Here is a 15,336-nt window from a genome sequence, read left to right on the forward strand (position 1 = left end):
GGATCATGGGATGGTGACCCACCAACCGCTGATGGCACAGCAGGGGATCCGGCGTTTATTGGTCCTCAGTGGCAGCGCTGATTGGTCACGGCAACAGGCGATGAATTTACGTCAGCAACTGCCAGGTGATTGGCTGTGGATAGCGGAGCACCGGCTGCCAAATATCAATGGTATTTCACCGACAGCGGCAAAAACCTTACTGGGGCAGGAAGGGTTACACGGCGTATTTGATGCCACCGACGGTTTGAATACTGAGGCATTGGCGGTGTTGGCGGGTACGTTGCAAGCAGGAAGCTGGTTGGTGCTACTGGTGCCGGAGTGGAACCGTTGGCCGCTCTCACCTGATACCGACAGTTTGCGCTGGAGTGAGCGGGATGCGCCGATCACCACGGCGAACTTTATTCACCATCTACAGCGCCAACTGTTGGCCTCTCCCGATGTGATTGTGTGGCAGCAGGGCCAGTTAGCGCCAGAACCGCTCTTGGAACCTCGCCCAGATTGGCAACAACCAGATGGCACGCCCACTGCGGAACAGCAGAGTATTCTTCAACGCTTGATGCAGGCAAAGCAGGGTACTTGGGTGCTGACGGCGGCGCGTGGGCGCGGTAAGTCGACACTCGCCGGTATGCTGGTGGCGCAGTGGCCAGGTCGCTGCTGGGTCACCGGGCCGGGTAAAGCCGCCACACAAAGGTTGAGCCTGCGGGCGGGATCACGGGCGCGTTTTTGGGCGCCGGATGCGCTCTTGGACTACTGTCGGCTAAACGATGTCAGTGATGTCGATTGGTTATTAATTGATGAGGCGGCGGCTATCCCAACCGCACTATTGTCGGCGCTTTTGGCCTACTTCCCGCGAGCGTTATTAACCACCACGGTGCAAGGCTACGAAGGCACCGGACGTGGATTTTTATTGAAGTTCTGCGCCACGCTGAACGATTGGCATCATTTGACATTGACCAACCCGATCCGCTGGGCCAACCATGACCCACTTGAGCAGATTATCGACAATATCATGCTGTTTAATGATGACTGGGTGAATGATATATTGTCGCCGACAGCATCCGCCATTGCACCGGTCGAGATCTCCGGTTGTAAACAGTCTGATTGGCTGAATAATCCCGAACTATTGCGCCGCTTTTACGGTTTGCTTTCCAGCGCCCATTACCGCACCACACCGCTGGATTTACGGCGTTTGATGGATGCACCGGGCATGCATTTCTCTGCCGCAAAGGTAGCAGATTCAGTGATTGGTGCCTTGTGGATGGTCGACGAGGGGGGCCTGAGCGATGCATTAGCCCAGGATGTGTGGGCAGGCAGGCGGCGGCCAAGAGGCAGTTTGGTGGCGCAATCACTGGCCGCCCACAGCGGGCAATGGCAAGCACCCACGCTGCGATCACGGCGTATCAGTCGGGTAGCGGTCGCACCATTATGGCGACAGCAGAGGATCGCCCGGCAGATGATTGCCGCCGAGCAAGCGCGTGGGCAGCAGGATAAGCTGGATTTTATTTCGGTCAGTTTTGGCTATACCCCCGAATTAATGTGTTTCTGGCATGCCTGCGGCTTTCAACTGGTGCGCCTTGGCAGCCACAGAGAAGCCAGCAGTGGCTGTTATGCCGCAATGGCGATGTTGCCGCTCAGTCTGGCGGGGAAGATGCTCTGCGAGGCAGCCCGGCAGCAATTAGAGCGTGATTGGTATTGGTTACAGCAATGGATTGATCTGGACACGCCAATATCGTTACCCCTGGCTGGACAACCTGATATCACTTTAAATGATGATGATTGGCGTGAGCTTACGGGGTTTGCTTTTGCTTTCCGTCCGTTAGAGGCGAGTTTGCCCGCGTTACAGCGGCTGCTATTGCAGACAGCGTTGCCTCTCCCTGCATTGCGGCAATATTTGCAGCAGGGGAGTGCGGCTGCGGAAGTTGTTCATCATCAGGGCCTTTCAGGGCGCAAAGCGTTGGTGACCAAATGGCGGCAGGAGGCTGCCAAGGGGATGGCGGCGATTGATATTGATAAAATGGCGAAATTCAGCCTTTTATCATCATGAATGGATACGGGTTGAATTATGCCAATGAATATGTGCGTGGAGCAGCGTTGCCATTGATGATTGATCGCGATCATTCAGCCGAGAAAGTAACCGCGTGACGCTATGTTCAGTCAGCACATCAATTTGGACTGCAGCGGTAGTTAATGCGGGCAAATAGCCTTCGGCATCAGCCAGTCCATCGAATCCGGTAGCTTCCCGGTTAAAAAAACATGACCTTGTGTTATCCCCTCGGACACTGTGCACTGTTCTGGCGGTAACGCCATGATCCTGGAAATATCGCGACCCCCTATATTTTCACCTTCAAACTTTGGGATTGGGGCGTCTGGGGTTAGATACCTATCTTTACGTGGCTTGTCGGCAACTGGATGAGTTGGCCAATAAACCGGGCTAATTCTGTGCTCATTGGTTAATCACAACGCAGGGTCAGGTTTATTCAGGTCCTACCCCTGCGTTTGATACTATTCGTAACCGAGTTATTTTTTCTTGTTTTTATCCGGCCAGTCATCATCGTCATCCCATTCCGCATTATTGTCGCGGTGGGGAGGTAACTCCGGTTTATTGCTCAAAAAACGTTTATGATCAAGACGGCGTAACTCTTTGATGCCGTTTAAGATAATACCTGCCAGTAGGATAAGGATGATCCACCAGTAATCTGCTAACCAATGCATGGTTAAGTTCCTTCCGTTGATATACCCGTCATCTTTCAAGATGCTGCGCGTTGAAATCTATTGGGTATGAATAAATCGTGAAAAAATCATGGGTAAATGACTTGCAAGCCATTCACTCCCTGCCACATCCTGTGACTGCCAGGCATCCAGCAGGATGGCTGGTGTCAGTAAATGCTGCGCCGTTGATGCCAGAGGGCGGTAACTCAAGTGCCAGGGCTCTGCCGCGACACCGCCGTGGTCCTCGCTAAATGGCCGGTAAAACCCAAATTCAGCCATATGAGCACTTAGCCATTGGCTTAGTGGATAAAAATAACCGCCAGCTTGGTATTCCCAGGGTTCCAGTTGTAATTTTGTCTCCGCAGGCAATAGCGAGGGATCGTAAATATCCAGATCACTGCCCCAGTGGTGGCGACTGGCCCCCGGCAGGGCCGACCAGCGTAAAATTGCGTTGCAACGGGCTGCCGCGTCAAGCCGGGAAATGTCGATCGGTTGGCTGTCTTTATCTAATACTGGTCGCTCACCGCGGAATTTACCATTCCAGATAGCCAATTGACGGTCAAAATCACGAAAAGTACTGGCTGGCTGTAAATCAAAACCCGCCACTTTAGCTGCCCGCTGCATCGCCTGAAATGCCTCAACGGCTTGTGGCTGCATACGGTGATTGCCTGTCAATACCACCAAATGCGCCGTTGAGCGCCCGGTAAGCATCTGTGGCGTTAATGAATAATCTGTCATGCTACTAGCTGCTCCATGATTCTCTGATACATCCGGCTCAGCAGCTGCAAATCAGCAGCATGAACGCATTCATTCACTTTATGGATTGTGGCATTGACCGGCCCCAGTTCCACCACTTGTGCGCCCATTAAGGCGATAAAGCGGCCATCAGAGGTGCCACCGGTGGTCAACAGTTGTGGTGTGATTTCAGCATAATGTTCAACGGCGTTCACCACGGCATCAACCAATGCGCCACGGGGGGTCAGGAAGGGTTGGCCGGACAGCACCCATTCGAGGGTGTAAGTCAGTTGATAACGTTCCAGCAGGGATTCTACTCGCTGCTTGATCAAGCTGTCGGTTAATTCGGTACTGAAACGAAAGTTGAACTGCACATAGAACTCACCAGGAATGACGTTATTGCTGCCGGTGCCAGCGTGTAAATTGGCAATTTGCATACTGGTGGCGGGAAAGAACTCATTACCTTCATCCCATTGGGTGGCAACCAGTTCATTCAGGGCGGGTATTGCACGGTGCACCGGGTTGTCAGCCAGATGAGGATAAGCAACATGCCCTTGAATTCCATGAATATGCAAGTTAGCGGTGATGGAACCGCGACGGCCATTCTTTACTACATCACCGACTGTGTCAGTACTGGATGGCTCACCAACCAGACAATAATCCAGCCGCTCATTGCGCGCCATCAGGGCGTTAACCACTTTTACTGTGCCGTTAATGGCTTTGGCTTCTTCATCGGAGGTAATCATAAAAGCCAACCGACCTTTATGATGCGGATGTAGCGCGACAAAACGTTCGGCGGCAACCACCATGGCGGCCAGAGAGCCTTTCATGTCGGCGGCACCACGGCCATACAGCATGCCGTCACGAATGGCTGGTTCAAACGGTGGGCTGCTCCAATGGCTCTCATCTCCGGTTGGTACCACGTCAGTATGACCGGCAAATGCCAGTGTCACGCCTTCGCCGCGCCATGCCCAGAAATTAAGGGTGTCGCCAAAATTCATCGGTTCGACAGTAAAACCGATAGCCTCTAAGCGCTTAATCATGATCTCCTGGCAACCCGCATCACACGGGCTGAGCGACGGGCGTTTAATTAATTGTTGGGCCAGTTCGATTACCGGACAGATCATGTTATTGCACCTCGATTGCGGTTTGGTTATGGATAACCTGTTGTTGATTAAGATTCTGTTGCATAAAATGTTGATAGTTTTCAATGTTGAAGCCCAGCAGCATTTCGCCATTACTGGCTTCCAGTAGCGGGCGTTTGATAATAGCGGGCTGTTCTAACATTAACACCTTGGCCGTTTGAGCATCGGTTATTGCATTACGTTGCGCTTCCGGCAATTTACGCCAGGTGGTGCCACGGGTGTTAAGCAACGGTTCCCAACCCAGTTTATTAATAAAACCTTGCAGGCGTTCGTCAGTCAATCCATCCACGCGATAATCGTGAAACTGATAGGCAATGCCTTGTTCTTCCAGCCAGCGGCGGGCCTTTTTTATGGTGTCACAATTTTTGATACCATATAGCTGACACAAACTTTTTTGAGATTCATCGTACATGAAAAAATATTACCTATATGTGGGTGTTAGTTCAGAACAACAACTATATGGCGATGGCTTAGATCGCCAAGAATCAATGTTGATTAGATACTTCGATGATAACGCAAGTTGCCAGGATTTCGCTCCCAAAGATGAGCTAACCGTAGATCGTGGTGCTCCAATGACTTGGGGTTTGGCGGTGCAAAAAACAGTCAACTGACTACATTCCCCCTTAATTTTCTTTTTAACAGATATCTCAATGTGGTGATTTAGAAGTAAAAGACAAAAGAGCAATTCATAACTATTATGGGATTGTCTATTTTTATCTGGTTTATAAAAAACAGGCGAAAATCCTATTTTTAATTTGTATGCTTGCAAAATAACATAGAATAAAAATATTAGATTATTTAATTTATACGTAAACAGGCCATAGGGAATAATATTTCATTTGAAATTTCTATACAGCAACTGAAAAAAATTCTATAGGGACTATTTTTTTACATATTATACTTATTGTGATTGGTGTTAATATATTTATTAAAAGTGATTCGTTGGATTTTGAATCTTATATTATTGCTGCAGGTGTTGGTGTTGTTATAATGAACTTCGTTGCTCCCGTTATATTGGGAGCGAAGTTGTTATTTGTATCATTTAATAAGTAATTTAATTGGTGCTATTTGCTATCGTTAATTGCTTTAACTGATAAAGCATTACCGGTACTTTCAATTGCCAATGATCCCTATCCCATAGTTTTTATGTTTCTCACATAATCAGTTGGGATATATCGAAACAGTCTCCATGTATCAGGTTTCAGAACAAGTCTTGCCATTCCATAGCCAGATAATCCAAGACTCATAAAGTTATATGCTAAGACACCCGCTTTTTTATCAAACCCCAAAAATTCGGCTGTAACTATATAACCATTTAACATAAATCCCGTGAAGAATCAGTCCCATTCTTAATATTTGATATTATTTATTGTAACCTATTAATTCCATGCAGAAAAATAGTTGCACCAGCCATTACACCCAGTATATTCCCTGTTGCTAAAGATCCCGATGCCCGGGTGAAACCGCCTAATGCTGCAAGTCCACCAATAGTTAAATAAACTCCTTGTATGACATAGCCCCATTTATCTCCATCTTTTTTAATCTCTATAGAGACAACAGTTTTAGCTCTTTTAGTTTTCAGCATATGGTCTTGTTCACGAAGGTTGCTGCATTCTTTATTTAAGCTATTAATGGCTATCTTGCAATCAGACTCTGTTCTGGCGAATTTAATTATTCTCATCTGTTCACTAATAAAATCTTTTATTTCGTTTTCGAATCTTGCCCTAACTAAGGCATCACGCAGAACAAAACGGGAAACATCCCTTGCTACCCTTAACAATTTGTCACCGTCAGCACTTGCCATAGCTTTATATTAGTTGATAATCCTTATTATCCTTAAATGATATTTTAAAGTAACTAAACCTATTATGAAAGGAAATCTCTTTTTTTCTGAGCATACCCTTTCGTAGCAAACCTCATAGGAAATGGGATGATTACCGTGTGATTTCACCCATTATTCTGTTCGAGCATATTGTTAGGATCACATTCGCAATGTTAGTAACGTGATTATCTAATATGAAAAAATAATATCTCGGCTAGAATGGCAAATAAGGTCAGCCACTGATGCGTTGGCTTGGTTTAAGAGCCATTATGTGGAGAAGGAGAGTGTCTCCAAACGGCTATTGGCAGATTAGCCTGCAAATAAGCAAGGGCTACCTGAAGGGTTAGCCAATATGGTCAAGGTCAGCGGCATATTGGCGAATGGCTTTTTGGTAGAGGCTGATGTCCTGATGGTTTGAGGTTTCAGCCAGCAGTATCAATAATGCAGCGACCGCTTCTTTGGTTTCACCCAGATTGTACAGTGTCATAGCGCGGAACAAGGTTAGCTCTTTCGCTTGCGGGAAACGCGCCAGCGCGCGGTCAAAGGTATCCAGTGACTCTTGATATAATCCCAGTGCTCGATAAGTGCTACCCAAACCGAGGTAGGCTTCCTGCAACTCTTTACCTACCAGATCATGGTCGATGGCGGCCCGATAAAAAGGGATCGCCTGCAACTCCAGCCCTTGCACATCATAAAGGGAGGCAATTTTATACAGCAGACTGGCGTTATCCGGTGAGCGCCGCAGTAAATCCTGCGCCATGGACATCGCATCATTATAACGGCCCAGCTCTTTTAACGAGTCAATGGAGTGTTTCATAGTTTCATACCGTGATTTATCAGCAAACCGGCTTTATATACCAAAGCACGCTACTCCGGAAATGGTTTACTGGCAAGCTAACAGGTAGCGCTCTTGGTCGATAAGGTTATTTAGACGATAAAGGCCATGTCGCCATGTCCATCATCTCTGAAGTCGCTTCGGCCCAAGCTTTTGCGCTTTAATTTTAGCTGATAAGCCTCTTGTTGGGCTTGGCTGCTATCAAATCGGTGTTTTAGTCCTTATCTATTATATGGTTAATAAGGCTTTTTTAGTGCGAAAAACGTTCAGCATCACAAAATAAGAAGATAAAAAACTAACTTCGTTGCTTAAAAAGAGACATTAACTATATGTTGACTTCTTGTTTCACAAATAAACATCGGAGTTAATATTATGTTAAGGAAAATAAATGTATTTGTGATCGCAGTAACCGTGTTGGTCTCTGTTTCAGCATCCGCCCAGTTCCCTGCCTATTATCCAACTGACTATCAGAATATTGTGGATGGTGCCAAAAAAGAAGGCAAAGTGGTGGTGTATTCCTCGACGGATATTAAGGCTGCGACCCCCTTGATCAAAGGGTTTGAAGCGGCCAATCCGGGGGTTAGAGTTGAATACAATGATATGAATAGCACGGAGTTATACAACCGTTATATCAGTGAACAGGCATCGGGTAGCAACAGTGGCGACGTAGTGTGGAGTTCCTCAATGGATACGGCACTGAAGCTGGCTATCGACTATGCACAGGAATATCTCTCTCCTGAGCAAGCTGAATTACCAGCATGGGCCATCTGGAAAAACAAAGCCTACGGCACCACCTACGAGCCGGTAGTCTTTATTTATAACAAGCGTCTGCTACCGCCAACTGATGTACCCGATACCCACGCCGCACTGGCAAAACTTATCGCCAGCCAGCCTGATAAGTTCAAAAAGAAAGTCACAACCTATGATATTGAAAAGTCAGGCTTAGGTTTTATGTTGTCGGTACAGGACTTCAAGGCTGACCCTAACTACTTCACGACACTGGCTGATACCGCCAAAGGCGGCCTGACGGTGCAATCCTCCACCGGTACCATGATGGAAAGGGTGTCATCCGGTGAAAATCTGATCGGCTTTAATATCCTCGGTTCTTATGCCGAAGCCCGTGCCAGGACCGATCCTTCTCTTGGCATTATTTATCCGAAGGACTACATCCTGGTATTGTCGCGAGTGACCTTTATCAGTGGCAACGCGGCCAACAGTAATGCAGCCAAACTGTGGGTTAATTATGTGTTGTCGGAACAGGGCCAAAATATTCTGGCTAATCAGTCGGATATTCCTTCCATCCGTAAAGATATCGATGGTAACAACGATATTGATGGTTTGACCCAAGAATTGGGTCAGTCACTGAAACCTATCCCGGTTGATGAAAGCTTGCTGGAATATATGGAGCAAGCTAAGCGTTTGAATTACATCAAACAGTGGCGTACTGCAGCAGCAAAATAATCTCACCATCAGGGCGCGTTTACTGTATCGGCATACGCGGCCCTTGGTTTTATGGGCTTTGTCATATATGGATCTTTAACTAAAAGGACTCACTATGAAAGCATTGCGCAGACGATGGCAGGGCTTGCCGCGCGGCTTAGTTGTGTTGATAACAGCACTGGTCATCTATATACCGCTGTCATTTATTGTCATTCAAAGTTTCCTATCCGCCCCCTTTTTCTCGCCTTCCAAGGTGTTCAGCCTTGAGTCCTTCAGGTTTATTTTTGCTGACCCCGACTTTTACAAGGCGCTGAAAAGCGGCTTTATTCTGGCCTTCGGGCTGGTGATTATCGCCATTCCACTGGGGGGTATTCTGGCCTTTCTGATGGTCAGGACGGACTTACCCGGCCGGCGGATAATAGAACCGTTGATTCTGGTGCCTATTTTTGTTTCTCCCATGGTTTTGGGATTTGGTTACGTAGTTGCTGCTGGGCCAGTCGGCTTTTTGTCCTTATGGGCCGAATCTCTGTTGGGTTTCGTTCCCTGGAATATTTACGCCATGTCCAGCATCGTGGTGATTGCTGGTCTGACTCATGTTCCCCATGCTTATCTTTATATTTCATCAGCACTACGCAGCGTCGGCTCGGATGTTGAAGAGGCTGCGCGCACCGCCGGTGCCACTCCTTTGCAGGTCATGAGCTCGGTGAGTTTGCCAATGGTGCGCCCGTCAATCCTTTATGCCTCGGTCTTGTTGTTTTTCCTGGGGCTGGAAGTGTTTGGGCTGATGCTGGTACTGGGTGATCCTGAGGGGAATTTAGTGCTGGCCACCTATCTCTACCAACTGACCAATAAATTAGGCACACCCTCTTACCACCTGATGGCCGCGGTTGCGGTGGTACTTATTTGCATCACTATTCCGTTAGTGATGTTACAACGTTTGCTGATGCGAACGGCTAATCGTTTTGTCACGGTCAAAGGTAAAGCGTCACAGGCGCGGGCCTTACCACTGGGCAAATGGCGTTGGATTGCCGGTGCCGTGGTGGCATTTTGGCTGACCGTCACCATTGGTGTACCACTGCTCGGTGTGGTGCTGCGCGCTTTTGTGTCTAACTGGGGCATGGGGGTCTCTATTTGGGATGAGTTGTCCCTCGAAACCTTCCGCACTATTTGGCAGCAACCAACCCTGCTGCGGGCTATCGTCAACTCGATGGCTATCGGCGTCTTCGGCGGTGCACTGGCGGTCGTCTGTTACTTATTTATCGGTATCGCGATGCACCGCAAACCCGATGGTGTGACTCGTTTTCTCGATTACAGCGTACTGGTGCCGCGTGCGGTACCGGGCTTGCTGGCAGGGCTGGCATTCCTGTGGGTATTCTTGTTCCTACCGATGTGGCTGGATAATTCGCTGAAAGAGGGTTGGTTGTCGGTATTGCCGATGGCCGAATGGCTGCGAGAGAATCTGGTGGTATGGCTACGTTCTTTACGCAGCACCATATTCAGTGTCTGGCTGGCTTATACCGTAGTGTGGATGGCATACGGCCTGCGGCTGATCTCCTCGACCTTGCTGCAAGTAGGGCCTGAGCTGGAAGAAGCGGCACGTAGCACCGGTGCCAGTCGAGGTCAGGTCACCCGCCATGTCACTATTCCATTATCCCGTTATGGCCTGATTGGTTCATGGCTGCTGATGTTTTTGATTTTTGAGCGGGAGTATTCCACTGGCGTTTATCTGCTCTCACCGGGTACCGAAACTATTGGTTCAATGTTGGTTTCGCTATGGGCGGCAGGGGCGATTGATATTGTCGCGGCACTCTCCTTCATTAATATCCTGCTGGTAGTCTTGGGCTTGGGTATTGCATTGCGTTTTGGAGTCAAATTAAATGATTGAACTTTCAGTAGATAATCTGCATTTAACCTATGGTGACAACCCAGTATTGAAAGGGGTGTCTATGCAATTAAAACGCGGAGAAGTTGTCTCGTTATTGGGGCCATCGGGGAGCGGGAAAACCACCTTATTACGTGCGGTTGCCGGGCTGGAAAAACCGAGCCAAGGCCATATTATCATTGGTGAAAATACGGTTTATGATGGTACCTCTGGCCGTGAGACACTTGCTGAAGAACGTAATCTTGGCTTGGTGTTCCAGTCTTACGCCTTGTGGCCCCATAAAACCGTCTTTGAGAACGTGGCCTATCCCCTGAAATTACGTAAAATCTCATCACCGGAAATTGTTCAACGCGTACAAGTGGTACTTGACCAGCTTGGGCTGGGATCACTGGGTCATCGCCATCCTCATCAACTTTCCGGAGGGCAGCAACAACGTGTCGCTATTGGCCGTGCACTGGTCTACAACCCGCCGGTTATCTTGCTGGATGAGCCCTTGTCGAATCTGGACGCCAAACTGCGTGAAGAAGCGCGGGTATTCCTGCGTGAGCTGATCATCAACCTCGGTTTGTCAGCGCTGATGGTGACCCACGACCAAAACGAAGCAATGGCCATATCTGACCGTATCTTATTGCTTAACAACGGTAAAATTGAACAGCAGGGTACGCCGCAGGAAATGTACGGCTCGCCATCGACCTTGTTCACCGCCGAATTTATGGGCAGTAATAATCGCTTACATGGCAAAATTACCGAACTACGTAACGGTAAGGCGCAAATCGAAGGTAAAGATTGGCGATTATGGGGATGGGCGGGTGAAGGCGTCACGGTAGGGCAAGAAGCCACGGCGGTGATCCGGGTTGAACGCGTAGGCCTGGAGGATTTACCCAGCGATAACCAGCTTGTGTTACCGATGCTGACCAGCATGTATCTGGGCGATCGCTGGGAATACCTGTTTCGTACTGTTGCCGATGATTTTGTGATCCGTGCTTATGGCACTAAGGTTGGTAGTCAACAACTCTGCCAGCTTTCGCTACCTATCGAGCATTTATGGATTTTCCCCAAAGTATGAAATCTGTCTTGAGGCCATATTAAGGTGTGTGACAATCGGCCTGCCCAAGAGAAAGCAGGCCGATTAACCTCCTATCGTGTTTCTAATTAGCCTGCTTGCTATTTTGACTGTTTAAAAAACCAGCGTATAATAAGTCCCGATAATTAGAGAGGAAGTTATGGTTGAATTTGAGTTAAGCACGTGGAAAGCGTTTATCGATGCTATGCTGCGTAAAGCGTAAGCGAATAAACCCGCAGTAAGATTAATATCTTTTCGTTGTTTTATCTATACATACACTAAGGGGCGAGTCATCGCTCGCAGAAAGGCAGGACCGTTACGGTGTCTGCCTTTTTTATACCCGTCATCTTTCACGTTCACGTTGCAGGTGTGTCGGCTGCTCTCGTTACTCTTTCACGCGTGGCGGCCTGCCGGGGAAGCGGCGACGTACTAAGACAAAGAACAGTGGCACAAAGAAAATTGCCAGCACGGTGGCAGAAATCATCCCGCCCATCACACCAGTACCGACGGCATGTTGGCTGCCTGAGCCTGCCCCCTGACTAATCGCCATGGGTAACACCCCAAAGACAAATGCTAATGAGGTCATCAGAATAGGCCGGAGCCGCTGGCGGGAAGCCTCTAACGTGGCCTCCACCAGATCTTTACCTTGGTTATTTAATTCACTGGCAAATTCAACAATCAAAATGGCATTTTTGGCCGATAACCCAATGATGGTCAGCAACCCAACCTGGAAATAAACGTCATTCTCCAAGCCGCGCATCCAAGTTGCCGCGACCGCACCAATCACCCCGAGCGGCACGACCAGCATCACAGAGAAGGGTATTGACCAACTCTCATACAATGCTGCCAGACACAAGAACACCACCAGCAGCGAGATGGCATAAAGGGCCGGGGCCTGCGAGCCAGATAGCCGCTCCTGATAGGACATCCCGGTCCATTCCAGCCCGAAGCCATTTGGCAGTTGTTTAACCAGATCCTCCATCACATTCATGGCGGTACCGGTACTGACGCCTGGGGCTGCCTCGCCGACGATTTCCAAGGCAGAATAGCCGTTATAACGTTCCAATCGTGGAGAACCATATTCCCAGCGGGTGGTCGAGAACGCAGAGAAAGGCACCATGCTGCCGCTTTTATTGCGCACATACCATTTGTTGACGTCCTCTGGCAGCATACGGGCGGTGGCTTCAGACTGTACATAGACCTTCTTCACCCGGCCTCTGTCGACAAAGTCGTTAACGTAAGTCGAGCCCCAGGCGGTTTTTAGCGTGTTATTAATGTCATCCAGTGATACGCCCAACGTTTGTGCTTTGCGCTGATCGATATCTATCTGTAACTGTGGGCTATCGTCCAGCCCATTATGCCGCACCCGGGTTAACGCGGGATCTTGTGACGCGAGCTGTAATAACTGGTCACGGGCCGCCATCAGTTTGTCATGACCCAATCCACCATGGTCTTGTAGTTCCATATCAAAGCCTGATGAGCCACCCAAGCCTGAAATGGCCGGTGGGCTACTGACCGAGACTTTAGCCTCGGTAATTTTATTAAACACTTTGGTGGCGCGTTCAATAATGGCAAAGGAAGAGTCGTTGCTGTCTTTTCGCTGCTCCCAGTCCGACAGTCGAATGAATAAACGCGCCACATTCTGGCCGTTACCACCCGGGCCAGACCCTACGGTTGAGAATACCGATAGCACATTATTCTGCTCTGCGGTCAGGAAGTAGTTCTCTACTTTCTCAACCACCTTTAGGGTTTGTTGTTGTGTTGAACCCACGGGAAGTTGAACCTGCGCCATAAAAACACCACGGTCTTCCAGCGGCAAGAAAGAGGTCGGCAACTTGATGAACAATAGCGCCAGCCCGCCTAACAGCAATAAATACAGCAGCATATAGCGCAAACTATGGTGCAATATCCGCGCCACGCCTTTTTCATAACGGTGGGCACTGCGGTCAAACATGCGGTTAAACCAGCCGAAAAACCCGCGTTTGGCGTGATGATGCCCCGGTGCTATGGGTTTAAGCAGGGTGGCGCAAAGTGCCGGCGTTAGGATCAGTGCGACCAAAACAGAGAGCACCATGGCTGACACGATGGTGATGGAGAACTGACGGTAGATGGCCCCGGTCGTTCCGCCGAAGAAAGCCATCGGGATAAATACGGCTGACAGTACCAATGCAATACCGACCAGTGCGCCCTGAATTTGCCCCATCGATTTACGGGTGGCTTCGCGTGGGCCAAGCCCTTCTTCGCTCATGACCCGCTCAACGTTTTCCACCACCACAATGGCATCATCAACCAACAACCCAATAGCCAATACGATGGCAAACATGGTCAAGGTATTGATACTAAAACCGAATACCGACAGTATCGCGAAAGTGCCCAACAGCACCACCGGTACTGCAATGGTTGGGATCAGAGTAGCGCGGAAGTTTTGTAAAAACAGATACATCACCAAGAAAACCAGCAGAATGGCTTCCAAGAGTGTTTTGACGACGTCCTTGATTGAGGCTTTAACGAAGGGGGTGGTTTCGTAAGCTATTTTTGCTTCAAGGCCATGAGGGAAGAAAGGGGTCAGCTCGGCAATGCGGGCTTTAACCAATGCATCGGTTTGTAGCTCATTGGCTCCTGAGGCTAGCTTGACACTCATGCCTGATGCGGCTTGCCCGTTAAAGCGGCTCAGGTAATCATATTTCTCGGCACCCATCTCGATTTTAGCTACATCACCCAGCGTGACCAGTGAACCATCGGGATTGACCCGCAGCGTAATTTCCCTGAATTGTTCTGGTGTCTGTAATTGGGATTGGGCATTAATGGTGGCATTCAGTGCCTGATTGTCTACCGAGGGGGTTCCGCCTAATTGACCCACCGCTATCTGGCTATTTTGCGATTGGATAGCGGTGACAATATCCTGGGTGGTCAGTTGATAATTATTGAGTTTATTGGGATCCAGCCAGATACGCATAGCATATTGGGAACCGAAAGCATCGATACTGCCGACCCCTTCAATTCGGCTAAGGGGGTCTTGCAGATTACTGGCCACATAGTCGGCAATATCCTGTTTATCCATACTGCCATCGGTGGAAACAAATGCCACCATCATCAGCGTGTTATCACCGGATTTTGATACGGATACACCTTGCTGCTGCACATCTTGTGGCAGCTTTTTAATCGCCGATTGCAACTGATTCTGTACCTGTTGCATCGCTTCGTTCGGATCGGTACCTGCCTGGAACGTCAGGGTTATTGATGCGTTACCGGAGTTGCTGCTTTGTGACGACATATACAGCAAACTATCCAGGCCGGTCATACTTTGCTCTATCACCTGGGTGACAGTATTTTCCAGTGTTTGTGCTGAGGCACCGGGATAAGAGGCACTAATACGGACATTGGGTGGTGCCAAATTCGGATATTGTTCAACCGGTAAGGTTGAGATTGCCAATGCTCCGGTAAGACACAAAATGATCGCCAATACCCAGGCAAAAATTGGGCGGTCGATGAAGAAGTTTGCCATGCAGTGCCAGCCTCTAAAGTTATATACAGCAGAATCTACGGTGCACTTTACGCGGGAATGCTGAAGGAAACGTGAAGAAAATAAGGAGAACCTGTAAAAAACCTCGATAAAGCCGAGTTAATTCACATTGATGTCGCCAATAAGGATAAACAGGTGTTTTTTCTGGCATCAAGTAAACTGATTAACAGTCACTCAAAATA

General features: G+C 48.7%; 12 protein-coding genes. 4 read left to right on the forward strand and 8 right to left on the reverse strand.

The genetic code is table 11. The annotated features are described in order from the left end of the window. Positions 1-10 precede the first annotated feature (10 nt). Positions 11-2,044 carry a tRNA(Met) cytidine acetyltransferase TmcA gene (locus tag AEP37_RS00645; protein WP_202905465.1) on the forward strand — a complete coding sequence of 678 codons (2,034 nt, stop codon included), beginning with the start codon at positions 11-13 and terminating at the stop codon, positions 2,042-2,044. 473 nt (positions 2,045-2,517) lie between these two features. On the opposite strand, the gene AEP37_RS00650 is transcribed toward AEP37_RS00645, so the two are convergent. From AEP37_RS00650 to AEP37_RS00680, 7 genes are all read right to left on the reverse strand, one after another. Further along, on the reverse strand, positions 2,518-2,712 hold the full coding sequence (locus AEP37_RS00650; protein ID WP_049608289.1) for a YpfN family protein: 195 nt from the start codon (positions 2,710-2,712) through the stop codon (positions 2,518-2,520). 57 nt (positions 2,713-2,769) lie between these two features. Further along, positions 2,770-3,447 carry a M15 family metallopeptidase gene (locus AEP37_RS00655; protein WP_082170634.1) on the reverse strand — a complete coding sequence of 226 codons (678 nt, stop codon included), beginning with the start codon at positions 3,445-3,447 and terminating at the stop codon, positions 2,770-2,772. Beyond that, positions 3,444-4,571, reverse strand: coding sequence for a succinyl-diaminopimelate desuccinylase (dapE, locus tag AEP37_RS00660; RefSeq protein ID WP_049608292.1), 1,128 nt, complete (start codon positions 4,569-4,571; stop codon positions 3,444-3,446). Before dapE ends, AEP37_RS00655 begins: the two co-directional genes overlap by 4 nt. A gap of 1 nt (position 4,572) precedes the next feature. Then, a complete protein-coding gene (locus tag AEP37_RS00665) occupies positions 4,573-5,001 on the reverse strand; it encodes an ArsC family reductase (protein ID WP_049608295.1) in 429 nt (142 codons plus the stop codon). 718 nt (positions 5,002-5,719) lie between these two features. After that, positions 5,720-5,911, reverse strand: a complete 192-nt coding sequence (locus AEP37_RS27530; RefSeq protein ID WP_268872734.1) for a DUF4225 domain-containing protein — start codon at positions 5,909-5,911, stop codon at positions 5,720-5,722. A gap of 44 nt (positions 5,912-5,955) precedes the next feature. Then, positions 5,956-6,393 carry a DUF4225 domain-containing protein gene (locus tag AEP37_RS27535; RefSeq protein WP_072086216.1) on the reverse strand — a complete coding sequence of 146 codons (438 nt, stop codon included), beginning with the start codon at positions 6,391-6,393 and terminating at the stop codon, positions 5,956-5,958. A 361-nt stretch (positions 6,394-6,754) separates the two neighbouring features. After that, entirely contained in the window at positions 6,755-7,228 is a 474-nt protein-coding gene (locus AEP37_RS00680) for a tetratricopeptide repeat protein (protein ID WP_049608301.1), read from the reverse strand. A 390-nt stretch (positions 7,229-7,618) separates the two neighbouring features. Here AEP37_RS00680 and AEP37_RS00685 point away from each other — a divergent pair, with 390 nt between their 5' ends. The 3 genes from AEP37_RS00685 to AEP37_RS00695 all read left to right on the forward strand — a co-directional run bounded on the left by AEP37_RS00685 (position 7,619) and on the right by AEP37_RS00695 (position 11,634). Continuing rightward, a complete protein-coding gene (locus AEP37_RS00685) occupies positions 7,619-8,707 on the forward strand; it encodes an ABC transporter substrate-binding protein (RefSeq protein ID WP_049608304.1) in 1,089 nt (362 codons plus the stop codon). Between the two features lie 94 nt (positions 8,708-8,801). Beyond that, positions 8,802-10,571: an ABC transporter permease gene (locus AEP37_RS00690; RefSeq protein ID WP_049608307.1), complete on the forward strand. Its 1,770-nt coding sequence runs from the start codon at positions 8,802-8,804 to the stop codon at positions 10,569-10,571. Next, entirely contained in the window at positions 10,564-11,634 is a 1,071-nt protein-coding gene (locus AEP37_RS00695) for an ABC transporter ATP-binding protein (RefSeq protein WP_049608311.1), read from the forward strand. The genes AEP37_RS00690 and AEP37_RS00695 overlap by 8 nt, the downstream gene beginning before the upstream one ends. Before the next feature lie 382 nt (positions 11,635-12,016). Here AEP37_RS00695 and acrD read toward each other — a convergent pair whose 3' ends face one another. Beyond that, positions 12,017-15,136, reverse strand: coding sequence for a multidrug efflux RND transporter permease AcrD (gene acrD, locus AEP37_RS00700; protein WP_049608316.1), 3,120 nt, complete (start codon positions 15,134-15,136; stop codon positions 12,017-12,019). Positions 15,137-15,336: the final 200 nt, after the last annotated feature.

Source organism: Yersinia pekkanenii, assembly GCF_001152565.1.
In the GTDB taxonomy this organism is placed as follows: domain Bacteria; phylum Pseudomonadota; class Gammaproteobacteria; order Enterobacterales; family Enterobacteriaceae; genus Yersinia; species Yersinia pekkanenii.